At 53.1% G+C, this 22997-nt stretch carries 19 protein-coding genes; 7 read left to right on the top strand and 12 right to left on the bottom strand.

What is annotated here, in order from left to right; genetic code table 11:
- Positions 1–140: 140 nt before the first annotated feature.
- From HF324_RS27595 to hemA, 12 genes are all read right to left on the bottom strand, one after another.
- Complete coding sequence (locus HF324_RS27595) at positions 141–1592, bottom strand: TolC family protein (protein WP_168806306.1); 1452 nt, start codon at positions 1590–1592, stop codon at positions 141–143.
- Positions 1585–4725, bottom strand: coding sequence for an efflux RND transporter permease subunit (locus tag HF324_RS27590; protein WP_168861366.1), 3141 nt, complete (start codon positions 4723–4725; stop codon positions 1585–1587). Before HF324_RS27590 ends, HF324_RS27595 begins: the two co-directional genes overlap by 8 nt.
- Before the next feature lie 34 nt (positions 4726–4759).
- Positions 4760–5878, bottom strand: coding sequence for an efflux RND transporter periplasmic adaptor subunit (locus tag HF324_RS27585; RefSeq protein WP_168806302.1), 1119 nt, complete (start codon positions 5876–5878; stop codon positions 4760–4762).
- Positions 5879–6024: 146 nt separating this feature from the next.
- Positions 6025–6420, bottom strand: coding sequence for a hypothetical protein (locus tag HF324_RS27580; RefSeq protein ID WP_168806300.1), 396 nt, complete (start codon positions 6418–6420; stop codon positions 6025–6027).
- Positions 6421–6588: 168 nt separating this feature from the next.
- On the bottom strand, positions 6589–7884 hold the full coding sequence (gene hemL / locus HF324_RS27575; RefSeq protein WP_168806298.1) for a glutamate-1-semialdehyde 2,1-aminomutase: 1296 nt from the start codon (positions 7882–7884) through the stop codon (positions 6589–6591).
- A 55-nt stretch (positions 7885–7939) separates the two neighbouring features.
- Entirely contained in the window at positions 7940–8914 is a 975-nt protein-coding gene (gene hemB, locus HF324_RS27570) for a porphobilinogen synthase (RefSeq protein ID WP_258539206.1), read from the bottom strand.
- Positions 8915–8935: 21 nt separating this feature from the next.
- Positions 8936–9307 (bottom strand): four helix bundle protein, encoded by a 372-nt coding sequence (locus HF324_RS27565; RefSeq protein WP_168861365.1) that lies wholly within the window; start codon positions 9305–9307, stop codon positions 8936–8938.
- 126 nt (positions 9308–9433) lie between these two features.
- Positions 9434–10348, bottom strand: a complete 915-nt coding sequence (hemF, locus tag HF324_RS27560) for an oxygen-dependent coproporphyrinogen oxidase (protein WP_168806294.1) — start codon at positions 10346–10348, stop codon at positions 9434–9436.
- A gap of 7 nt (positions 10349–10355) precedes the next feature.
- Complete coding sequence (gene hemE, locus HF324_RS27555; protein ID WP_168806292.1) at positions 10356–11384, bottom strand: uroporphyrinogen decarboxylase; 1029 nt, start codon at positions 11382–11384, stop codon at positions 10356–10358.
- Positions 11381–12127 carry a uroporphyrinogen-III synthase gene (locus tag HF324_RS27550; protein ID WP_168861364.1) on the bottom strand — a complete coding sequence of 249 codons (747 nt, stop codon included), beginning with the start codon at positions 12125–12127 and terminating at the stop codon, positions 11381–11383. Before HF324_RS27550 ends, hemE begins: the two co-directional genes overlap by 4 nt.
- Positions 12117–13037: a hydroxymethylbilane synthase gene (hemC, locus tag HF324_RS27545; RefSeq protein WP_168861363.1), complete on the bottom strand. Its 921-nt coding sequence runs from the start codon at positions 13035–13037 to the stop codon at positions 12117–12119. Before hemC ends, HF324_RS27550 begins: the two co-directional genes overlap by 11 nt.
- Before the next feature lie 5 nt (positions 13038–13042).
- Positions 13043–14296: a glutamyl-tRNA reductase gene (gene hemA / locus HF324_RS27540; RefSeq protein ID WP_168806286.1), complete on the bottom strand. Its 1254-nt coding sequence runs from the start codon at positions 14294–14296 to the stop codon at positions 13043–13045.
- Positions 14297–14595: 299 nt separating this feature from the next.
- On the opposite strand from hemA, the gene hemH reads away from it, so the two are divergent.
- The 7 genes from hemH (at position 14596) to HF324_RS27505 (ending at position 22920) form a co-directional block, all read left to right on the top strand.
- Positions 14596–15639 carry a ferrochelatase gene (gene hemH / locus HF324_RS27535; RefSeq protein ID WP_168806284.1) on the top strand — a complete coding sequence of 348 codons (1044 nt, stop codon included), beginning with the start codon at positions 14596–14598 and terminating at the stop codon, positions 15637–15639.
- Between the two features lie 10 nt (positions 15640–15649).
- The gene (hemG, locus tag HF324_RS27530; RefSeq protein WP_168806282.1) at positions 15650–16999 is read left to right on the top strand and encodes a protoporphyrinogen oxidase; all 1350 of its coding nucleotides are present in this window, start codon (positions 15650–15652) and stop codon (positions 16997–16999) included.
- Between the two features lie 61 nt (positions 17000–17060).
- Positions 17061–18197, top strand: a complete 1137-nt coding sequence (locus HF324_RS27525) for a Re/Si-specific NAD(P)(+) transhydrogenase subunit alpha (protein ID WP_168861362.1) — start codon at positions 17061–17063, stop codon at positions 18195–18197.
- A 43-nt stretch (positions 18198–18240) separates the two neighbouring features.
- Complete coding sequence (locus tag HF324_RS27520) at positions 18241–18552, top strand: NAD(P) transhydrogenase subunit alpha part 2 (protein WP_168806278.1); 312 nt, start codon at positions 18241–18243, stop codon at positions 18550–18552.
- 20 nt (positions 18553–18572) lie between these two features.
- On the top strand, positions 18573–20126 hold the full coding sequence (locus tag HF324_RS27515; protein WP_168806276.1) for an NAD(P)(+) transhydrogenase (Re/Si-specific) subunit beta: 1554 nt from the start codon (positions 18573–18575) through the stop codon (positions 20124–20126).
- 161 nt (positions 20127–20287) lie between these two features.
- On the top strand, positions 20288–21724 hold the full coding sequence (locus tag HF324_RS27510; protein ID WP_168806273.1) for a methyltransferase RsmF C-terminal domain-like protein: 1437 nt from the start codon (positions 20288–20290) through the stop codon (positions 21722–21724).
- Between the two features lie 212 nt (positions 21725–21936).
- Positions 21937–22920, top strand: a complete 984-nt coding sequence (locus tag HF324_RS27505) for a DPBB and LysM peptidoglycan-binding domain-containing protein (RefSeq protein ID WP_168806271.1) — start codon at positions 21937–21939, stop codon at positions 22918–22920.
- Positions 22921–22997: the final 77 nt, after the last annotated feature.

The following is a 22997-nucleotide window of genomic DNA, read 5'->3' as shown; positions in this document are numbered from 1 at the left end:
GCCTGTCTGCTTTGTAAAACCTTCCGGGTCAAACCAATATCACTTTATCATCCAAAAAAGAAGGTTTTGTTCATCACATTCATCCATACTTCTCTTGCCATTCTAATCTTCATTTTATCATCTGATGATACCATCTCCTCTTAGCGGGCTGCCGAGCCACCCAGCGATCTGTACAGGGATACCAGTCCCTGGTACATGCCTTTGCGGGTGTTCACCAGCGCCAGTTCCGCTTCCAGCACGCTCTTCTGCGCGGTGATCACCTCCAGGTAATTGGCATACCCGGTGGTGAACAGGATATTGGCGGTGGATACAGCCTGTTGCAATACCAGCACCTCTTTGGATTTGAGGGAATAGGTCTGTTGCTGGTTCTCCACTTTATTCAGCGCGGTGGCCACTTCCTGGTAACCGTTCACAATAGCCTGCTGGTATTCGTAAAATGCCGTATAGGCATTGGCGGTAGAAATGTTGTATTGTGCCTTCAGCTGTTTTTTATTGAAGATGGGAGCGGTAATGCTGCCCAGTGCGCCCCATGCGACAGACGCAGGGGATTTAAACAGCAGGCCGGCCTTGAACGCATTGAAGCCCGCATATGGCGAAATGGTGAGGCCGGGAAAGAAAGCGGCCCTTGCGGCTTTTACGTCGGCCTTGGTGGCGCTCAGTTCCAGTTCTGCCCGCTGGATATCGGGCCGGTTCAGCAGCAGGTTGGCCGGGATGCCGGAAGGGATCACCGGTGGCTGATAGGCGCTGTCGACCACATCCGATACGGGGCTGCGCTCAATATGTTGCGGCAGCCTGCCCATCAGGGCGTTGAGTTGGTTTTCGATCGAAGCTATTTCCTGTTTTACGCCGTATTCCAGTGCCTGGGTGCTCAGCAGCTGGGCGGTGAACTGCTGTACGGCTAGTTCGGTGGCGCGGCCGGCATCTTTCTGTATATGCACCGTGGCCACAGCTGTCTCCTGTAATTTGATGTTGCGGTGGATGATCGCCAGTTCATTGTCCATGGCCAGCAGCTCATAATAGAGGCTGGTGATGCCTGCCACTATCTGCGTGGTAAGCAGGCGGCGGGCTTCGCTGGTGGCCAGAAAGCGGGCCATGGTGGCCTGCCGCTGTTGCTTCAGCTTACCCCAGAGATCAATTTCCCAGGAACTTCTGATACCTACGAAATACTCCGGGGTCAGGTCTGTTCCTACCCGCTGGTCCTCGTTAATGTTGGGCGACTTGTTGGTATCGAAGTTACCCACGCCGGTCATGGTATAATCTGCAAAGTGGTCTGCGCCGGCGGTCACCGACAGGTTGACGGAGGGCAGCCATGCATTTCGGGCCATCATCAGGTTGGCCTGTGCGGCGGAAATGCGGCGGGAGGCGGCCAGCAGGTCGTAGTTGTTCTGCAGCGCGCTGTCGACCAGGTTTTTCAGGTACGGGTCCTGAAAGATACGGTCGAAACTCGCCAGCGTTATGGTATCAGCAGCCGGCGCGGTGGTAACGGGCGTTACCTTGCGTTCCGGCAGCTGCAGTTCTTTCTGGGTGGTGCAGGCGCCGGCACCCGTCAGCAGACAGGCGCCCAGCGCATATTGATATATTCGTTTATTCATTGGTGTAAGCTTTCAGTTCAACATTCTTTTTCGGAATCATAGAGGCAAACAGCACATAGAGGCCGGGGATGACGATTACACCGAAGAGGGTGCCTATCAGCATGCCGCCGGCAGCAGCGGTACCAATGGACCTGTTGCCCATAGCGCCCGCACCTGAAGCGATACACAACGGGATCAGACCGGCGATGAAGGCAAAGGATGTCATCAGAATGGGCCTTAGCCTGGACACCGCGCCTTCTTTGGCGGCTTCGAGCACGGAAGCGCCATGTTTATTACGCAGGATGGCGAATTCCACGATGAGGATGGCGTTTTTACCGAGCAGCCCCACGAGCATTACCAGTGCCACCTGTGCATAGATGTTGTTTTCCAGTCCTACCAGTTTCAGGGAGATGAAAGCTCCGAAGATGCCTGCAGGGAGCGACAGCAGTACCGGCAGCGGAAGAAGGAAGCTTTCGTACTGCGCTGCCAGCAGCAGGTATACGAATACCAGTACGATGGCAAAAATGTAGATGGCCTGGTTGCCGGAAAGGATCTGTTCCCGGGTCATGCCGCTCCATTCGTAGCTGAAGCCCCTGGGCAGTTCTTTGGCGGCCACTTCCTGTACCGCTTCAATCGCCTGGCTGCTGCTGTAGCCTGGCGCAGCGTCACCGTTGATCATCGCGGCGGTGTACATGTTGTAGCGGGTAAGCTGTTCCGGTCCGTATACGCGTTCCAGTTTTACGAAGTCCGCGTAGGACACCATCTCGCCCCGGTCGTTTTTAACATGCAGTTTCAGCAGGTCTTCCGGTTTGCTTCTGTAGGCAGGGTCGGCCTGTACCATCACTTTATACATCTGTCCGAAGCGGATGAAGTTGGAGGCGTAGTAGCTACCCATCAGCGTCTGCAGGTTTTTCATGGCATTTTCGATGCTGACGCCTTTTTTGGCGGCCATGCCCTGGTCCACGTGGATGAGGTATTGCGGGAACTCGGCGTCGAAGCTGGTGAAGGCGGCGCCTATTTCGGGGCGTTTCTTCAGGGCGTCGATGAAGTTATTGGTGATTTGTGCCGTCTGTCGCAGGTCGCCGCTGCCGCTGCGGTCCAGCAGGCGCAGTTCGAAACCGCTGGCGTTACCGAAACCGGGCACGGTAGGCGGCGGGAAGAACTCGATGCTGGCGTCTGCGATGCCGGCGGAGAGTTTCTGCAGTTTGGCGATGATGTCGCTTACGGTGGCTTTACGATCGTCCCATGGTTTAAGGTTTACCATGCCCATGCCGTAAGAGGCGCCTGCCACTTCGTTTACAAGGCTGTAGCCGGCCAGGGTGGATACGGACTCCACTTCATCCAGCTGGGCGGCGATGGCCTGTATCTGGTCCAGCACTTCTTCCGTACGTTCCACGGTAGCGCCCGGAGGAGCTGTCACGTTGACGTAGATCATGCCCTGGTCTTCTGTGGGGATGAAGCCGGAAGGCAGGATGGCGCTGGCGCCCCAGGTAGCCACAAAGAAGCCTGCGAGGGCAATCAGGGTAATAATTTTGCGGCCGGCGATGAAGCTGACCAGCCTGGCGTATTTATTTTCCGTAGCGGTATAGCCTTTGTTGAACCCGTTGAAGAAACGCTGCAGCAGGTTCTTTTTACGCGGTTTGCCGTGCGTGTCTTTGAGCATGATAGCGCAGAGTGCAGGTGTTAACGTTACCGCGTTGATACCGGATATGACGATGGAGATGGCGAGGGTGAGGGAGAACTGCCGGTAGAACACGCCCACAGGGCCGGAGAGGAATGCTACCGGGATAAACACGGCAGACATTACCAGCGTGATGGCCACGAGCGCGCCGCTGATCTCTCTCATCGCGGCGATGGTGGCTTCCATGGGCGGGAGGTGGTCTTCACTCATTTTCACGTGCACCGCCTCCACCACCACAATGGCGTTGTCCACTACGATACCGATGGCCAGTACCAGCGCGAAGAGGGTGAGCAGGTTGATGGAGAAGCCCATCATCTGCATGAAGGCGAGCGTACCGATGAGGGCTACCGGTACCGCCAGCGCGGGGATGAGGGTAGAGCGGAAGTCCTGCAGGAAGATAAACACCACCACGAATACGAGCAGGAACGCTTCAAAGAGGGTGCGCACCACCTCATGGATGGAGGCGTCGAGGAAGCGGGACACGTCGTAGTTGAAGTTGTAGGTCATGCCCGGAGGGAAAGAGGTGTTTTTCATCTCTTCCATCTTTTTCTTCACGTTGTTGATAACGTCGCGGGCGTTTGAACCGGGCCTTTGTTTAAGCATGATGGAGGCGGAGGGTTTGCCATCAGTTTTAGACACCATGCTGTAGGTGAGGGAGCCGAATTCCACGTCAGCAATGTCTTTGAGGTGGAGCACCGATCCGTCGGCGCCGGCTCTCAGGACGATCTGCTTGTATTGTTCCGGTTCAAAGAACTTACCGGTATAGCGGAGCACATATTGCAGCAACAGGGGGTTTTTATCGGAGCTTTCGCCGGTTTTACCGGGGGCGGCTTCGATGTTCTGTTTGCGGATAGCGTCGATGACTTCATCGGAAGATACGTTGTAGGCCAGCATGCGGTCCGGCTTGAGCCATACGCGCATGGCGTATTCCTTGGCGCCCATGATTTCGGCGCGGCCTACACCGTCAATACGTTTCAGTTCCTGCAATACGTTAATATCAGCGAAGTTGTAGATGAACTGCTCGTCCAGCGAGGTGTCTTCACTCATGACGTTGAGGTACAGCAGCATACTGTTCACTTCCTTCTCTGTGGTAACACCGGCTTTGATCACCTCTTCGGGTAATTCGTCGATCACGGTGGCCACCCTGTTCTGTACGTTTACAGCAGCCTGGTCGGGGTCTATGCCTACCTGGAAAAATATCTGGATAACGGTAATACCGTCGTTACTGGACACGGACGACATGTAGGTCATGCCGGGAACCCCGTTGATAGCGCGTTCCAGCTGTGTGGACACCGCTTTGGCGGATACTTCGGCGTTGGCGCCGGTATATTTGGCCGTCACGGTCACGGAGGGCGGTACGATATCCGGGAACTGGGTGACCGGCAGCGTGAAAAGCGCCAGCAGGCCTACCAGCGTGATAATAAGCGATATGACCAGTGATAACACCGGTCTTTTAATAAATATTTCAAACATTGATCTCTCTTTTACAGCTAATAAGCAGGGTGATTTATATTCTCAGCAGACTGTCCATCGGCACCGTGCGGGGGGCGATCTGTACGCCGTCGCGGATATTGCGTACGCCTTCGCATACGATGCGTTCACCGGCTTTGAGGCCGGATTTTACGATGTAGAAATGAGAGAACCGGGCCTGCGGAACGAAATTCCGCATCGTTACCTTGTTGGAAGCGTCTACTACGAAGACATAGTTTTTGTCCTGCATTTCGAATACCGCTTTCTGCGGGATGATGATAGCGCTGTCGATTTCTGAGGTGAGCCGCACTTTACCGCTGGCGCCGTGTTTCAGGAGCTTGGCGGGATTGGAGAAGCGGGCCCTGAAGGCGATGGAGCCGGTGTTTTCCTCAAATTCGCTTTCCATGGTTTCGATTTTGCCGACGTTCGGATAATCACTGCCGTCAGCGAGTACGAGATGTACCTGGCTGTAGCTGTTATCGCCTTTGGCGATAGCTTTGCTGTATTGGAGATATTCTGTTTCGGATACGTTGAAGTAAGCGTACACCTCACGGGTGTCTGACACGGTGGTCAGCAGGGCGCCTTCGCTGATCAGGCTTCCTTTTTTCAGCGGTATACGGTCGATGACGCCATCGAACGGCGCACGGATGCTGGTATAGGAAAGACGCATGGAGGCGTTGCTTTCAGCGGAACGGGCTTCGTCGATTTTAGCCTGTGCAGCGGCAAGGCGGGCCTTGGCTACTTCCAGTTCGGAGGCGGCGATTACCTTTTTCTCTACCAGCATTTTCACGCGTTCCAGCTCCAGAGAGGCTGATTTCGCTTCTGCCACCATGTTACTGAGGACTGCTTTGGCTTTGGTAAGTTCGGCGCTGTATTCGGCATCGTTGATGCCAAACAGCAGCTGTCCTTTTTTAACTTCCTGTCCCTCGTCCACGTAAATTTTATCCAGAAAACCACTCACACGGGCGCGTATTTCCACATTCTGAACGGCTTGTATATCGGTAACATATGTACGGTGCAGCATGGTGTCCTTTACCATAAGACTGGTAACAGGTAATGATTTCAGGTCCTCATTTCCGGTACTTTCTCCTTTGGTGACGCAACCTGCCACGAATAACGCGAGCAGTGATGCGTAAATCCCTGTATTTTGACGCATAGATATAATAGTATTGTTTCCGGTGAATGCCGGAAGTTTAGTTCTAACACATAGGAAGGCTCATTCCGCGTCAAAAGCGGCGATGGTTGTCATCTCCCTAAAAAAGTAAAAAAAGAAAACAGTGAAAAACGAAAGGGAGGGTGTACTCAGAACGGTGTAAACCGGAAGAGAAAACTGTAGTAGGCGGGTAAAAAAGCCTTCTGCCGGGCATATTCGCCGGGCAGGTTTTCTTTGATGAGACAGTATTGGGACGGGCCACTGCCGTCCATATAACCTACACGGGTGGCAATACTGAACTGTTGGGAAGAAGCGCTGAGGTAGTACCGTGTTTTACGGCGGTGTTTGGTTGCGTGGATGCACTCCCTGTCGTCTGCGGCATCATCCGTTTCGATATGCGGCGGCAGTTTGGAAGCCAGGTGTTCAAGATAATCTTCGAGCGCCGCCTGCCGGTGGATCTGTTCAAACAACAGGTGTTTGTGTGCAGCCAGCGAGGGCAGCACGCTTGCTGTTAGCTGTGCGATTAACAACAGACAAACAAACATCCAACGTTTTTGTATGTGTGACGATATGCTCACGGAGCACAAAATTAATTTTATTTTTTGATTTGCTTATTTGGTATTTGATAATCGGTATGTTACCTTTTTAAAAACGGCATGAAAAAGGGTTGGCAAGCGCCAACCCTTCGCTGTTGAATAAGATAATATTGTAAACTATTGTTTGATGGCCTGCATTGCGGCTTTGGCAGCCTGAATGGTGGCATCGAGCTCTTCTGTTGTCAGCGCATTGCACATAAACCAGCTTTCAAATGCCGATGGCGGCAGATATACGCCGCGTTCGAGCATGGCATGGAAGAAGCGGCGGAATAATTCGTTATTGGCAGCGGAGGCGCTGGTGAAGTCAATAATCGGATATTCGGTAAAGTGCACGCTGAGCATGGAGCCCAGGTTATTGATCTGGTACACGCTGCCGGAGGCGCCGAAGGCTTCCCGGAGGCCTTTCACCAGGTAATCGGCTTTTTCCTGCAGCTGCTGGTAGATAACCGGGTTATCATTCAGCGTCTGCAGCAGGGTATAACCGGCGATCATGGCGATCGGGTTACCGCTCAGGGTGCCTGCCTGGTATACTTTGCCGGCGGGGGCCAGGTGCTCCATAATTGTTTTGGGGCCGGCCACGGCACCAACGGGCATACCGGCGCCGATGATTTTACCGAAGGTCACCAGGTCGGCACGGATGCCGAACAGTTCCTGTGCGCCGCCACGGGCGAGGCGGAAGCCTGTCATCACTTCGTCAAAAATAAGGAGAATGCCGTTGGCATCGCAGAGCTGGCGCAGCCCTTCGAGGAATCCCGGCTGAGGCAGGATACAGCCCATATTGCCGGCCACCGGTTCTACGATGATGGCGGCGATCTGGTCCGGGTGGTCGGCGATCAGCTGTTCCACGGCCGGAAGGTTGTTATAGGGCGCAGTCAGCGTATCGTCTGCCACGGTGGCAGTCACTCCGGGAACAGACTGTATGCCGAGTGTGGCCACGCCGCTGCCGGCGCTTACCAGGAATGCGTCTGCATGGCCATGGTAGCAGCCTTCAAACTTGATGAATTTGTTGCGGCCGGTATAACCACGGGCCAGTCGGATGGCGGTCATACAGGCTTCAGTACCGGAGTTCACCATACGCACCATGTCGATATTGGGAACCATGCTCACGATGAGCTCCGCGATTTTTATTTCCAGTTCTGTAGGCGCGCCAAAGGAAGTGGAGAAGGCGGCATATTCCTGGATGGCTTTTACCACTGGTTCGTAGGCATGGCCGAGGATCATAGGGCCCCAGGAATTGATATAATCAATATAGCTGTTGCCGTCCACATCATACATGAAGGCGCCCTGTGCGCGCTGCATGAACACCGGTACACCACCTACGCTTTTGAATGCACGTACGGGGGAGTTTACGCCGCCGGGGATGACCTCTTTGGCTTTCCCGAATAACATTTCACTTTTGCTGTAGCTGTACATGAAAAGATTTTGTTATTTAGTTATTTTGTTATTTTTCTTATTGTAAGATACGGAATTAAGCATTCAGCAATCTTACGGCATCTTTCGCGAAATAGGTGGCGATCAGATCGGCGCCGGCACGTTTGATGCTGGTCATGCTTTCCAGGATGGCCTTGTTCTCGTCGAGCCAGCCGTTTTGTGCTGCCGCTTTGATCATAGCATATTCGCCGCTGACATGATAGGCGCTAACGGGGACGGTTGTACGGTCTTTGATGATGCGCATGATATCGAGGTAAGCCATAGCAGGCTTTACCATCACGATATCGGCGCCTTCTTCGATGTCCATCAGCGTTTCCTTGATCGCTTCGCGGGAATTGGCGTAGTCCATCTGGTAGGTCTTTTTGTCGCCGAAGCCGGGGGCGGAGTCCAGCGCATCGCGGAAAGGACCGTAGAAGCAGGAGGCGTATTTGGCGCTGTAGGCCATGATGCCTGTTTTATCGAAACCGTTTTGTTCAAGGATATTACGGATGGCGAGGATGCGGCCGTCCATCATATCGCTGGGCGCCACGAAATCGGCGCCGGCCTGTGCATGGCTGAGGCTCATGCGGGCCAGTACCTCCACCGTAGGATCGTTGACGATTTCGGTGCCTTCCACGATACCATCGTGGCCGTAGCTGGAGTAGGGGTCGAGCGCCACGTCTGTCATCACTACCATATCCGGAACGGCCTCTTTAATACCACGGATGGCACGTTGCATCAACCCGTTGGGATTCACCGCTTCGGTACCTTTGTTATCTTTAACGCTATCGGGCGCTTTCACAAAAAGCAATACACTTTTAATGCCGAGGCTCCATAATTCTTTGGCCTCCCGGATGGTGAGGTCCAGAGAATACCGGAAATAACCGGGCATTGAGCTGATCTCTTCCTGCACATTTTCTCCTTCAGTCACAAACAGAGGGGCGATGAAATCACTCGGCCGCAATATTGTTTCTGCTACCATTGCACGAATGGCAGGGGAGGTGCGCAGGATACGGTTTCTTCTTATCATCATTGTATTTTCGAATTTTTTGATTTACGGATTTTTTGATTTGCTTAAGTTATCCTTAGCAGTTTTGTCTGTTGCATTGAATATCAGCACCAGTTCTTTCGCTTCATTTATTAGTGTGCTGGCCATTGTAGAAGTAACAATCCGTGTGGCTGTCAGAATTTCCAGCCAGTATAACGATTCATCAGCTTCTTCCAGCACTACCTTTATTTTATATATAAAATCGGTTCTGGATTTGGCACGGCAGGCAGCCCGGTAATTGGCGCCAACACTACCGGCAGATCTGATTAACTGTTTGGCGATTTCATATGCAGCAGCATTTTTAGGTAAAGTCTCACATAGTTGAATAACAGCAATATGAAACTTTTTTGTTCTATCCTGTAAAGTGAATTTATTCATGGAATATTGAGGGTTGGTTAACAAATCAATTGTTATTCAATTTACCCAATAACCTCCATATTTCGTATTCACTTCCTTTCCATTTCATTCTTCCCGAAATCCCAAAATCAAAAAATCCCCAAATCTCTAAATATTAATCCAGTCGCGCGGCTTCAGCCATTCAGTGAGCTGTGCCTCGGGGCTTCCGGGGACCGGATGGAAATCGTATTCCCAGCGGGCTACCGGCGGAAGGCTCATCAGGATGGACTCTGTACGGCCATTGGTTTTTAGTCCGAACAAAGTGCCGCGGTCGTGAATAAGATTGAATTCCACATAACGGCCACGCCTATACGCCTGCCAGCTTCTGTGGGCTTCGGTATAGGGAAGGTCTTTGGTTTTCTCCACGATGGGCAGGTAAGCCTTCAGGAAAGCTTTACCGTTGGCTTTGGAGAAAGCGAAGAGTTCTTCTGCGGTTTTTTCCGCATTGGGGCGGAGGTAGTCGTAGAAGATACCGCCTATGCCGCGGGCTTCGTTATTGCGGTGTTTATTCACGAAATATTCATCGCAGTGTTTTTTGTATTTCGGATAGAGGTCTGCGCCGAAAGGGTCACAGGCTTCTTTGAAAGTGCGGTGGAAGTGGCTGCCGTCTTTTTCTTCGAGATAATACGGCGTAAGATCGGCGCCGCCGCCGAACCAGCTGTCTTTCAGCTGTCCGTCCTGGTCATACAGTTCGAAATAGCGGAAATTGGCATGTACGGTGGGCACGAACGGGTTGAGCGGATGGATCACCAGGGAGATGCCGCAGGCCATGAATTTGCTGTTGCTCACGCCAAACTGCTGCGCCATCACTTCGGGCAGGTCGCCATGTACCACGGAGGTGCTGACGCCGCCTTTTTCAAACACGTTGCCATCGGCGATCACGCGGGAGCGGCCGCCACCGCCGCCGGGGCGTTCCCAGTGGTCTTCCCGGAAGGTGGCTTTGCCATCTGTTTTTTCGAAGGCGCTGCATATTTCATCCTGCAGGTCCCGTATAAAGGCGATGAATTCGTTTTTGATGCTCATGATAGGTTTAGCCGTGTGCTTTAACTGTTTCAACAAATGCTTTGGCATGGTCTACCGGTACGTTGGGCAGGATGCCGTGGCCGAGGTTGGCGATATAACGCTGGCGGCCGAAGCCTTTCAGCATTTCCTTCACTGATTTCTCGATTTCAGGGATGGGCGCCAGCAGTTTGGCCGGGTCGAAGTTGCCCTGCAGGGTGATGTTGCTGCCGGCAAACTGGCGGGCCAGCTCCGGTTTAATGCACCAGTCGATGCCGAGGCCATGGGCGCCGGTGGCTGCCATGTCTTCCAGCGCAAACCAGGCGCCTTTGGCGAAAACGATGGTCGGACAAACATCTTTCATCGCTGCCACGATCTGGCGGATGTATTGCAGGGAGAACGTTTCAAAGTCCACCGGGCTGAGCAGGCCACCCCAGGAGTCGAATACCTGAACGGTGTCTGCACCGGCGGCTACCTGTGCTTTCAGGTAAGCGATGGTGGTATCGGTGATCATCTGCAGCAGCTGATGCGCTACGGCAGGTTGCTGGTAACAGAAAGCTTTGGCCTCATCGAATGTTTTGGAGCCTTTGCCCTGTACCATATAACAGAGTAATGTCCATGGCGCACCGGCGAAACCGATCAGCGGCACGCGGCCGGCGAGGGTTTGTTTGGTGAGCTTCAGGGCATCGAATACATAATGCAGTCTTTCGTGTACATCGGGAACGCATAAACGTTGAAGGTCGTTTGCGCCTTTTACCGGCTGTGGCAGCAGGGGACCTACTTTTTCCACCAGCTGTACTTCCATGCCCATTGCCTGCGGTACCACGAGGATATCGGAGAAAATGATGGCGGCGTCCACACCTACCTGGTCTACCGGCATCACGGTGATTTCAGTGGCCAGTTCAGGATTTTCACAGCGTTCAAAGAAGCTATATTTATCACGCAGTTTGATATAATCCGGTAAATAGCGGCCTGCCTGACGCATCATCCATACGGGCGTGCGGGAAACAGTTTCGCCTCTAAGGGCCTTCAGCAATAAATCATTCTTCAATGCGCTCATTCGTAGCAATTAATGTTGTTAAAGTAAAATATAGCTGTTTTCACCATAGACTCCGCATCAGTGAAGGGGGCCATGATGATCTTGTTATCAGTGTATTCCCTCAGGAGGGTGGCGGTTGTTCTGCCGATGGCAAAACACACGGTCTTCAGCGGCAGCCTGTTGGCGGAAAAATAGCTTTTTACCGCGCTGGGGCTGAAAAACATGATCCCATCGTATTCATCGGCCACCACGGTGGGCGTGGGAATGTTTTCGTAGATCACGTATTCGTTGACCGTAATGCCTGCGTCCCGTAAGCTTTGCGGCAGTTCATCGCGGCGCTGGTTGCCGCAGAAAAAATGTACTTCGCGGATATTGTCCAGTGCGATAATGGCCGCTGCCAGGTCTTTGCCATAGGAGGCTTCCGCGAGGATGGGGTTCTCCGGCAGTTCCTGCTGCAGAAGTTTTTTTGTGTTACCGTTTATGCAGCAGACTGGGTTGCTGATGATATAAAAGGTATCACTATTATGAAGATAATATCTGAGGAAGATGTCTGCCGCATGTGCACTGGTAAAAACGATCGGTATCGTGTTGTCGCTGAATATACGGATCATATTTTCCTCCCCCAGCAGGTCTTTGTTGGCCAGCGGTTTTATCTGGATAAAATCCTGTACTTCCACAGTAATACCGTGATCGCCGGCTTCGGCGATCAGGTTTCCAGGCAGGGGCCTGGTACACAGTATACGGTATTTGGCATTATCCGGCATTTCTGATTTCAGCTACTAATTCAGCGCCGCCCTGCGCCATGATTTCTTCCGCGGCGGACTGGCCGAGGTGTTGTGCGGCTGTTGCTGGCACTTCGCGGCTGATGGAGAAGAACCGGGAGCCGTCGAGGCTGCAGAGTTCCCCGCTGAAGTGTACGGTATTATTATCAATATGGGCGTAGGCGCTGATAGGGGTGGTGCATCCGCCCATCAGGGTACGCAGGAATTCGCGTTCAATAGCGGTGGCGAGGGCTGTTTCCGCATGGTTAAAGGCGGCGCAGGCTTCGCGGCAGAAGGTATCGTCTTCGCGGCATACGGCCACCACGGCGCCCTGTGCGGGAGCGGGCAGCATCCAGTCCAGGTCTATGGAATTGGCCGGGCGTACGTTGATCCTTTCCAGTCCGGCCACGGCGAAGATGGCGCCGTCCCAGTTCTCTGCCGCCAGTTTTTGGAGGCGGGTGTTGACGTTGCCGCGCAGGTTGTGCAGCTGGTGTTGCGGATATTTCCGCAGCCACTGTGCCTTGCGGCGTACGCTGCTGGTGGCGATGTTGGCCACATAGTCCGGCTGATCGAGGAAAGAAGTATCGTTTTTATATACCAGCAGGTCTTTTACCGGTCCGCGCTTTAACACGGCTGCCTGTACAATCTGTTGGGGCAGCTGGGTGGGCACGTCTTTGAAAGAGTGAACGGCAATGTCGATGCGGTTGTTGAGCAGCGCCAGGTCGAGGCTTTTGGTGAAGATGCCCTGAACGCCGATTTCGTACAGCGGAGTAACGAGGTCGATGTCGCCTTCGCTTTTGATGGGCACGAGGGTAGTTTTGTAGCCCTGTGCATTGAGCAGATCATTGACCTGGTGTGCCTGCCATAAGGCCAGCTGGCTTTCTCGTGTGCCTATCCTGATAATTTTGTCCATGATGATTAGTCCTGCTTGACGCCTGCTTCGAAAATATCGTTGATCATGGCGATATACAGGTCGCTTTTGTCGGTTTCCTTGCGGACCTTGCCTGCCATGAGATTGATCATTTTCTGGATGATACGGGAAGACACCTGTTCCATGTCTTCCACTTTATAGCCGGAGCCATTTTTCTGTTGTTGTATTTCGCGGGTGTGGATCTCCTGTAATTTGTCTTTTACTGCTTTGAGTACTACGGCATGTTTGCGCATTTTGTACCAGTAGAGGAATTCGGCCATATACTCCTCGATGATGGCGAGGGCTTTGGGCACTTCACCCAGCCTGTTTTGCAGGGTTTCGTCCTGTACTTTGGACAGTTCATCGACGTTGATCAGGGACACATGTTCCAGGTCGCCTACAGCCGATTCCACGTTGAACGGGATGGAGAGGTCGACAATCAGTTTAGGGGAGGACTGATGGAAGTGGGATGCCAGTACCGTAGGTTCGGGGGCATTGGAGGCTACGAGCACTACATCGGCGGCCTGCATTTCAGGGACCATGTTTTCGTAGGGTGCGTAGCGGAGTCCGTGCTGGCCGGCGAAATCGGCGGCCACCTGGAGCGTGCGGTTGATGAGGGTGATCTCTTTCACGCCCAGGTATTCTATCATGTTCTTGCAGGTGTTGCGGCCTATTTTGCCTACGCCTACGAGTACGATTTTTTTATTGCGGATGTCCGGGCATTGGCGTTCCAGCAGGCGCACGGTGGCGAAAGCCACTGATACGGTGCCTTTGCTAAGGCCGGTTTCTGTCTTGATCAGTTTGGAGACTTGCAGTACGCTGTTGACCAGTCTTTCAAGGAAGCTGCCGAGGCATTGCTGCGCCTTGGCGAATTTGGCGGCGTTGCGTATCTGGCCGATGATCTCATAATCGCCGAGGATCTGTGAGTCGAGGCCGGTGCCTACCTGGTACAGGTGACGGATGGCTTCTTCGCCGGATTTAACATAGGCCAGTTCTTCCAGCTGCGCACGATCGCCGTGCGTCTCGCGGGACAGCAGGTCCAGCAGGTCGCCGGCAGAATTGGCGAACCCGTATACTTCTGTTCTGTTACAAGTGGAGAGTACAAAGAGATCATCTAATTGCACAGTCCTGGCATGCTCCAGGAGTTGTTGGTATTGGGCCGGATTAATGGCGTATAATCCCCTGATAGCAGCGTCGGTTTTCTTATAGTTGATGCCAACGATATGAAAATTTGCTATTTCTTTTGAGTGACTGACCTGCATGTTTTTGAATAAGCTTCCGGCTGCAAAAATACTTGCATACGCCGCAAACAAAAGGGATTAGGCTGTCATTAGTGTGTCATTTCTCCTACTGGTGTTCTGTACGATGAAAAAATGATTTTTATCAGTTTTTTGCCTGTTTGGCGTCATAGCGCGGATAGCGGCACGAATATACGAAAAATACCATTGGATTCATTACAAACACATGACATTAGGGCCGGCGACGGGGCTTTGCAGGCCCTTCCTGAAAAAGCATTTTGTGTGGATTTGTTATTTACTTTTGCAGCAATTTATTAAGCACCATGGTATCTAAATCTGAAGTTGGCATTATTCTGATGAATCTGGGTTCGCCCGACAGTACGGCAGTTCCCGATGTAAAACGTTATCTGCTGGAGTTTCTGATGGACAAGCGCGTGATTGATTATCCATGGCTGTTCCGTAAAATACTCATAGAAGGCATCATTGTTCCCCGCCGTGCGGAGAAGTCTGCCGAAGCTTATTCCTCTATCTGGTGGGAAGACGGCTCTCCGCTGATCGTGCTTACCAAACAATTACAGGCGGCTGTGCAGCATGATATGGATGTACCCGTGGAGATAGCCATGCGTTACGGCAATCCGCACCCGGAAGTGGCGTTCGGCAACCTGCTGAAGAAGAACCCGCAGCTGAAGGAAGTGATCCTGCTGCCGCTGTATCCGCATTACGCCATGTCTTCATACGAAACAGCGGCGGAGTATGCGAAAGAAATCCACAAAAAGAAAAAATATAAATTTAAACTCTCCGTCATACCGCCTTTCTACGATGAGCCTGCCTATATTGACGCCGTCGCAGAGAGCATGCGCCCTTTCCTGCAACAAAGTCACGATTATGTGCTGTTCAGCTACCATGGGGTACCGGAACGGCATATCCGTAAAGGCGATGTCACCGGTCATCATTGCATGAAGGTGACGGATTGTTGCCATGTGAAGTCGCCGGCCCATGAGTTCTGTTACCGGCACCAGGTGACGATCACGGCGGAGCTGGTAGCGGCTAAACTGGGGCTGCCCCGTGAGAAATGGGGCATCTCTTTCCAGTCGCGCCTCGGCCGGGAGGAATGGCTGAAGCCTTATACCGCCGGTTTGCTGGAGACGTTGCCCAAAGAGGGAAAGAAAAAGCTGCTGGTCGTGTGTCCGGCGTTTGTGTCTGACTGCCTGGAAACACTGGAGGAGATCGCCGTAGAAGGGAAACACTCGTTTATGAACAACGGCGGCGATAGTTTTACCATGATCCCTTGTCTGAACGTGCATCCGATGTGGGTAAACGCTATCGTCAAATACTGTAACCAGATCATGCAAGCGGAAACCGTATAATCTTGTCCATATGCCACAAAAACCCGTTTTGATCATCGGGGCCGGTGTTTCCGGCCTGAGCATCGCCTACGAGCTGCAGAAAAGAGGAGTGCCTTACCAGGTGCTGGAAGCAGCCGGTCATAGCGGCGGTGTGATACAGTCATTCAACAAAGAAGGTTTTGAGCTGGACGCCGGTCCGAATACCATCGCCGCTACGCCGGAAACGATGGCGTTTCTGCGGGAAATCGGCCTGGAGCAGGAGATACTGACTGCTACCGCTGCCAGCAAGAACCGTTTCCTGGTAAGAAACAACCGGTTGCATGCTGTATCGCCTCATCCGTTCAAGATCATGGGATCTGATTATATCAGTCGTGGCAGCAAATGGCGCCTGTTTACCGAACGGTTCCGCAAACCCGCGCCGGTACAGGGCGAAGAGACGGTCACACATTTCGTGGAGCGCCGGTTCAACAAAGAGATAGCCGATTATTTATTCGATCCGATATTATCCGGTATTTATGCCGGTGATCCCGACCATCTCAGCATTGCCGAGGTATTGCCCGCATTGCCGCGCTGGGAAAGGGAATATGGCAGCGTCACCAAAGGGCTCATGAAAGAAAAGGGGGTGATGGCGGGCCGTAAGATCATCAGCCTCGCGGGTGGTAACCAAACGCTGACGCGGCGTTTGCAGGAACGTCTGCAAACACCGGTGCGTTTTCAGACGACCGTGAAAAAAATCGTAGTGGCGCCTGATGGCGGCTACCAGGCGGTTTGCGACGGGCAGCACGGGGAATCCCTGCTGGAGGCCGACCGTATTATCCTGACCACGCCGGCTTATGCCGCTGCGCGGCAGCTGGCGGCGCTGGACGAAGGGCTGTCCGCCTTGTTGCAACAGGTACGTTACCCGCGCATGGGCGTACTGCACCTGGGCTTCGACGCCAGCGCGCTGCCACAGCCGCTGGAAGGGTTTGGTTTCCTGGTGCCGCATGCAGAAAAACTGCATTTCCTCGGCGCCATCTGCAATTCGGCCATCTTCCCGCATAAAGCGCCCGATGGGAAACTGCTGCTGACCGTTTTTACAGGCGGTTCCCGGCAGGAACATTATTTCGATGAACTGGGCGTTGCGCAGTTACAGGAAACGGTGGTCAGAGAGGTCCGTTCCCTGCTGGGGTTGACAGCAGGTCCGGTGATGCAGCATTTTAGTTTTATTCAACAGGCTATTCCGCAACTGAATACCGGACATGCAAAGTTGCGTGCTGCCGTTGCCGCCATGGAACATAACTATCCCGGTATACTGCTCAGGAGTAATTTTGTGCAGGGGGTAGCCTTACCTGCGCTGATACAGCATGCCGTGTCGCTGGCAGATAAACTGAAGAAAAATTAATCAGCGATTTTGTTTCGTAGTTGCCGTTTTTTCTTTATATTCCATTATAAATTTCCACCAGATGATTGCAGGAATTTTAAAAGAAAAAAACGGTGAAACCCGGGTGTCCCTCACGCCTGAAATCGTGAAACAGCTGCAGCAGATGTCGGTAACCGTGTGGGTGGAGCAGGGTGCCGGCGCACAGGCTTTCTATAACGATGACGCCTATATGCAGGCGGGTGCGCAGATAAAAACTGCCGCCGAGATTCTTTCCCTGTCTGATATTATTTTTACGTTGCAACCGCCTCCGCGGGAGGTGGTGGCGCAGATACCCGCCGGGAAAGTGATCCTGGGCGTATTGCAGCCGCTGTTCCGCCCGGAAGAGGTGGAATACTGGGCCACGCGGCAGATTACGGCCCTCAGCCTCGATGCCATCCCCCGCACCACCCGTGCGCAGGTGATGGACGTGCTCAGCTCCCAGGCCAATATTGCCGGCTATAAGGCGGTCCTCCTTGCTGCGTATACCTATTCCCGTTATTTCCCCATGTTCATGACAGCTGCGGGCAGTATTGCTCCTGCCAAAGTGCTGATACTGGGCGCCGGCGTGGCCGGCTTGCAGGCTATCGCCACCGCCAGGAGACTGGGCGCAGTGGTAGAAGTATTTGACACCCGCCCGGCCGTAAAAGAAGAAGTGATAAGCCTCGGCGCCCGCTTCGTGGAAGTGGACGGCGCCGCCGACGCCTCTGCCGCCGGTGGTTATGCCGTGGAACAGAGCGCTGACTACCAGCAAAAACAACAGGCTAAAATCGCCGAAAGCATCGCCAAAGCAGATATTGTTATCACCACCGCCCAGATACCGGGCAAAAAAGCGCCGGTGCTGGTCACCCAACCCATGCTGGACCAGATGCGCAGCGGTGCCGTGATCATAGATATGGCCGCCGCCACCGGTGGTAACACCGCCCTTACCCGGAACAATGAAACTGTGCTTTACCAGGGTGTTACCATTATCGGTAATTCCAACCTCGCCGCCTCCATGCCGGCGGACGCCAGCAAACTATACGCTAAAAACGTTTTCAATTTCCTGAAACTCATATTGACCAAAGAGGGAAACCTGCAGCTGAATTTTGAGGATGACATCGTGAAGGGCGCCTGCATCACCCACAATGGCGAGATCGTCCACGAGCGCCTGAAAAGCGCAAAACCGGCTGCCAGCATCTGATCGCTGCCAGCGGGACTGTACCGACTAATCAAATACCGCAAGCATGGAACATATTCTTTCTTTTATTCAACAACATATAGAGCTGATCTATATCGTGATCCTCTCCGTTTTCCTCGGCGTGGAAGTGATTTCACGGGTGCCTTCTGTGTTGCACACGCCGCTGATGAGCGGCGCCAACGCAATTCACGGGGTGGTGATCATCGGCGCGATCATCGTGATGGGGCAGGCGGAGCAGGACAACTATCTGGCGCTGATGCTCGGTTTTCTGGCGGTTATTCTGGGTACGGTCAATGTGGTGGGCGGTTTCGTGGTAACAGACCGTATGCTGGAGATGTTCAAAAAGAAAAAGAAATAACGGTTTAAAGCGCAATGTTTATGGGACTCAGTGTACTATCTGTTATCTATCTGATCGGCTCTGTTACGTTTATCCTTGGCCTGAAAATGCTCAGTAAACCGGATACTGCCCGTAAAGGCAACCTGGTGGCGGCAGCCGGCATGGCACTCGCCATTCTGGGCACCATCTTCCTGTATAAATCCGACGGAAAACATCTGCATAACTACGGCTGGATAGCGGCCGGCCTCCTGATAGGCAGCGTCATCGGCGTGATGGCCGCCAGGAAAGTAAAGATGACGGCTATGCCGGAAATGGTGAGTATGTTCAACGGTATGGGAGGCGCCTGCGCCGCCCTTATCTCCGTGGTGGAGTTTGATCATCTGGTACATTCAAGGTTTAATCCCGGGGAGGTGTTCTCCGGGATGGCGGAACAGGCGGTGCTGCAGCTGCACCGGCTTCTCCAATCCAAGATTGAAGGCGGCGATCTGTCGGTGGACCTGAGCCCGGACCTGCGCGGGCATCTGCTGATTATCCTGCTGGGCCTGATCATCGGCGCTGTTTCGTTTGCAGGCAGCGTGGTGGCCTGGGGAAAACTCAATGGCCGTATCCGCGATTTTGCTTTCAAAGGACAACATATCGTCAACCTGGTGGTGATGGCGATAGTAGTGATCGGTGCGGCAGTGCTGGTACTGACGGTCAACCAGCGCGTGGAAGAAGCGATGAAAGCGGGTACCGCGGATGCATTGCTTGGTTTTCAACTGTTATTTTATCTGATACTGGTCTGCGCGCTGATCTATGGCGTGTTGTTCGTGCTGCCCATTGGCGGGGCTGACATGCCGGTGGTGATATCCCTGCTCAATTCCTTTACCGGCGTGGCCGCCGCCTGTGGCGGTTTCCTGTACGACAACCCGGTGATGCTTACCGGTGGCATCCTGGTAGGATCTGCCGGTACTATTCTGACGATCCTGATGTGCCGGGCGATGAACCGTTCGCTGAAAAATGTGCTGATCGGCTCTTTTGGCGGCGGCGCTGCGGCGGCCGCGGCGGGTGGCAAGGAACAGGGCAGCTACAAGGAAATCAGTTTGTCAGATGCCGCCGTGGTGATGGCTTATGCCAGTAAAGTGATGATCGTTCCCGGTTACGGCCTTGCCGTAGCACAGGCGCAACATGCCTGCCATGAACTGGAAAAACTGCTGGAAGATAAAGGGGTGGAGGTGAAGTATGCCATCCATCCGGTGGCAGGCCGTATGCCGGGCCATATGAACGTACTGCTGGCCGAAGCGGACGTGCCCTATGAGAAACTGCTGGAGATGGAAGACGCCAACGCCGAAATGCCCACGACCGACGCAGTGCTGGTATTGGGAGCCAATGACGTGGTGAACCCCGCCGCTAAAAGCGATCCTGCCAGTCCTATCTATGGGATGCCCATCCTGGAAGTGGAAAATGCCAAACTGGTAATCGTGAATAAACGCAGTATGAAGCCAGGTTATGCCGGCATCGAAAATGAGTTGTTTTTTCAACCAAAAACATCCATGCTGTTTGGTGATGCCAAACAGGTATTGCAGCAGCTGGTGGCAGAAATCAAGCAGGTATAGTTCCCGCAAAGGCGCAAAGCAGCAAAGCACGCAAAGATGATGTAAGCGGGCAGAGAAAGCAAAGGAGCGAAGTCCATACTATTTGATCTTCGCTCCTTTGCTTTCTTATAGTTCTTATTAATCCTTTGCGTGCTTTGCTGCTTTGCGCCTTTGCGGGAACCATGAACCTTCGTATTTTTGCCGGAAAAAGCGCATTGTCCAATCAATTACCCGAAGCACTGATAGCCTCCCTGGAAGGCCTTCCCGGTTTTGACCGGGCGCCGTTTGAGCAGGTGCACGCAGCAGCAGAAAAAATCACTTCCCTGAGATTTAATCCATTGAAAGTACCTGATGCAGCAGCACAGGGGAATATTCTGTCTGCTTTGACGGCCGGCGGCGCCACGCAGGTGCCGTGGAGCACAGCGGGGTACTACCTGCCGCAGCGTCCTTCCTTTACGCTGGACCCCTACTTTCACGCAGGCGCGTATTATGTGCAGGAGGCTTCTTCCATGTTCCTGGAATATGCGGTGCGGGCAACGACCAACCTGGGCCAGCCGTTAAAGGTGCTGGACCTCTGCGCTGCGCCGGGCGGTAAATCCACGTTGCTGCAGTCTTTGCTCAACGGGCAAAGCCTGCTGGTGGCCAATGAGGTTATCAAGCCGAGAGCGGCGCTGCTGGCGGATAATCTGAGCAAATGGGGTGGCGCCAACGTAGTGGTGAGCAACAATGATCCGCGTGATTTCAGCCGGCTGCCGGGTTATTTTGACCTGGTGGTCATTGATGCGCCCTGCTCCGGTTCCGGCCTTTTCCGCAGGGACCCCGAGCTGATACCGGAATGGTCGCCGGAAAATGTGCAGCTCTGCAGCCAGCGCCAGCAAAGGATACTGGCCGATGTGCTGCCTGCGCTGAAAGAAGACGGTATCCTGATCTATTCCACCTGCTCTTTCTCAAAAGAAGAAGATGAGGTGATACTGGACTGGCTGGCCAATCATTTTGAACTGGAAAATATACCGCTGAATATCCCGGAAGAATGGCAGATAGTCACAACGGTAACGGATAAACGAAATTGTACCGGTTACCGTTTTTATCCCAACCGGCTGAAGGGGGAAGGTTTTTTTATCAGCTGTTTCCGCAAGAAGGAAAAGGCTCACGCGGCGAAGCGTAAAGAGGCAAAGTCCGCGGCCGTGAATGCAAAAGAAAAGGAGCTGTTAGCCTCCTGGGTACAGTTGCCCGACGGGTATGGCTATCTGCCCCACCAGGACGAAATGTTGATTTTATCCCCATTGTTAACAACAGAAATCGCATTCTTGCAACAACAGTTGTATATTCGCAAGGCGGGCGTTAAAGCCGGCCAGGCAGGAAAGAAGGAACTGATACCGGACCATCAGCTGGCCATGAGCCCACTGGTAGCGGATAAAGTGCCGGTAGTGGACCTGGAGCTGAAAGCAGCGTTGCAATATCTGCGCAAGGAAGATCCGGGCATCGATACCCCTGTCAGAGGCTGGGCGTTGATGCGTTACGGCCAGATGGCCCTGGGATGGGCCAAAATACTCCCCAACCGCATGAACAACTATTATCCTAAAGAACTCCGTATTTTGAAAGATATCAGCGGGTTGTAAAAATCATCCGCGCTATTTGTTCCCGCTGTTACATATTTGTGAAATAGGCTGCCAACAAGTGTTTGCCGGTGAGGTGCAATCGAGCGCGTCTCATCACGACAAACAACAAAAAGCATGTTTTTTCGTTTGTTTTATTAAATATTTTTGTCAATTTTATCGCATATATTCGTTGCCCGAAAAAGGACGGTCATTCAATCATAAAAAGAGTTAGTATGGTAAAATCGATTCTATCAATAGCCTTGTTTGGTTTAAGTGCAGGAGTGGTAAAAGCGCAGGACACACTGCTGGTACAGGGTACCACACCGGCTCTTTACATCTCTCACGTTGTTAAAAAAGGAGAGAACTTCTATAGCCTGAGCCGTGCTTATGGCGTGCCCCCCAAAGAAATTGCTGCCGCCAACAAGATAACGATGGATCACGGATTGCAGTTAGGACATCTGCTGCATATCCCGCTGACAAATGCCAATTTCTCCCAGAAAGCGGATGCCAGCGGAACGCCGGTATATCACAAGGTATCTGAAAAAGAAACTTTATACCGCGTCAGTGTTAACCACAACAAAGTACCCCTGGACAACATTCGTCAATGGAACAGCTTTCAGGGCGACGGCCTGAAGAAAGACAGCTACATCATCGTTGGCTACCTGAAAGGTGGCAGCGGCGCTGCTGTTGCTGCTCCGGCGCCGGCTCCCGCCCCTCGCAAAGAGGTGGTGAAAAACGAGCCGAAAGAACAGGCGCCACCGGTTGAACCTGTAACGCCTCCGGCTACGGAAGCACCCCGGAAGGAAGTAAAAAAAGAAGCCGAAGCACGCCCGGTGACAGACACCCCGGAAACAACGCCTGCGCCTGCCCCGGCTCCGAAACCGGCAGCACCGGTAGTGGCCAGCGGCGACTTTGAAAAACTGTACGATCAGCAGACCAACGGCGGTAAAAAAGCTACGACAGAGAAAGGCCCCGGCACCTGGTTTAAAAGCAATGCTGTTGGTAAATACTACGCGCTGCACAACACAGCGGCACGCGGTACGATCATCAAAGTCACCAACCCGCTGAATGGCAAAGCCATCTACGCCAAAGTACTGGACGTGATCCCGCAGATGAAATCCAATGCAGGCCTCATCGTAAAACTGAGCGATGGCGCTATGCAGGCGCTCGGCACTACTGACGCACGTTTCTACTGCGAACTGAGCTACGATAATTAGTCACGCAAAGCGCGCAAAGGACTTTATAAATAAGTAAGAACGCAAAGGAGCGAAGAATAACATTTATTGATTACAGT

The organism is Chitinophaga oryzae, assembly GCF_012516375.2.
In the GTDB taxonomy this organism is placed as follows: domain Bacteria; phylum Bacteroidota; class Bacteroidia; order Chitinophagales; family Chitinophagaceae; genus Chitinophaga; species Chitinophaga oryzae.
Note: the sequence above shows the minus strand (reverse complement) of the source record. Positions and strands in the feature narration are given on the sequence as shown.

Excerpts from the sequence above, each read along its gene's own strand:
- hemH (WP_168806284.1), top strand. The coding sequence starts at position 14,596 with ATGGTATCTAAATCTGAAGTTGGCATTATTCTGATGAATCTGGGTTCG.
- HF324_RS27515 (WP_168806276.1), top strand. The coding sequence starts at position 18,573 with ATGGGACTCAGTGTACTATCTGTTATCTATCTGATCGGCTCTGTTACG.
- HF324_RS27590 (WP_168861366.1), bottom strand. The coding sequence starts at position 4,725 with ATGTTTGAAATATTTATTAAAAGACCGGTGTTATCACTGGTCATATCG.
- HF324_RS27565 (WP_168861365.1), bottom strand. The coding sequence starts at position 9,307 with ATGAATAAATTCACTTTACAGGATAGAACAAAAAAGTTTCATATTGCT.
- hemA (WP_168806286.1), bottom strand. The coding sequence starts at position 14,296 with ATGCAGGTCAGTCACTCAAAAGAAATAGCAAATTTTCATATCGTTGGC.
- hemC (WP_168861363.1), bottom strand. The coding sequence starts at position 13,037 with ATGGACAAAATTATCAGGATAGGCACACGAGAAAGCCAGCTGGCCTTA.
- HF324_RS27595 (WP_168806306.1), bottom strand. The coding sequence starts at position 1,592 with ATGAATAAACGAATATATCAATATGCGCTGGGCGCCTGTCTGCTGACG.
- HF324_RS27580 (WP_168806300.1), bottom strand. The coding sequence starts at position 6,420 with ATGTTTGTTTGTCTGTTGTTAATCGCACAGCTAACAGCAAGCGTGCTG.
- HF324_RS27525 (WP_168861362.1), top strand. The coding sequence starts at position 17,061 with ATGATTGCAGGAATTTTAAAAGAAAAAAACGGTGAAACCCGGGTGTCC.
- HF324_RS27520 (WP_168806278.1), top strand. The coding sequence starts at position 18,241 with ATGGAACATATTCTTTCTTTTATTCAACAACATATAGAGCTGATCTAT.
- HF324_RS27505 (WP_168806271.1), top strand. The coding sequence starts at position 21,937 with ATGGTAAAATCGATTCTATCAATAGCCTTGTTTGGTTTAAGTGCAGGA.
- hemF (WP_168806294.1), bottom strand. The coding sequence starts at position 10,348 with ATGAGCATCAAAAACGAATTCATCGCCTTTATACGGGACCTGCAGGAT.
- hemE (WP_168806292.1), bottom strand. The coding sequence starts at position 11,384 with ATGAGCGCATTGAAGAATGATTTATTGCTGAAGGCCCTTAGAGGCGAA.
- hemG (WP_168806282.1), top strand. The coding sequence starts at position 15,650 with ATGCCACAAAAACCCGTTTTGATCATCGGGGCCGGTGTTTCCGGCCTG.
- HF324_RS27510 (WP_168806273.1), top strand. The coding sequence starts at position 20,288 with ATGAACCTTCGTATTTTTGCCGGAAAAAGCGCATTGTCCAATCAATTA.
- HF324_RS27550 (WP_168861364.1), bottom strand. The coding sequence starts at position 12,127 with ATGCCGGATAATGCCAAATACCGTATACTGTGTACCAGGCCCCTGCCT.
- HF324_RS27585 (WP_168806302.1), bottom strand. The coding sequence starts at position 5,878 with ATGCGTCAAAATACAGGGATTTACGCATCACTGCTCGCGTTATTCGTG.
- hemB (WP_258539206.1), bottom strand. The coding sequence starts at position 8,914 with ATGATGATAAGAAGAAACCGTATCCTGCGCACCTCCCCTGCCATTCGT.
- hemL (WP_168806298.1), bottom strand. The coding sequence starts at position 7,884 with ATGTACAGCTACAGCAAAAGTGAAATGTTATTCGGGAAAGCCAAAGAG.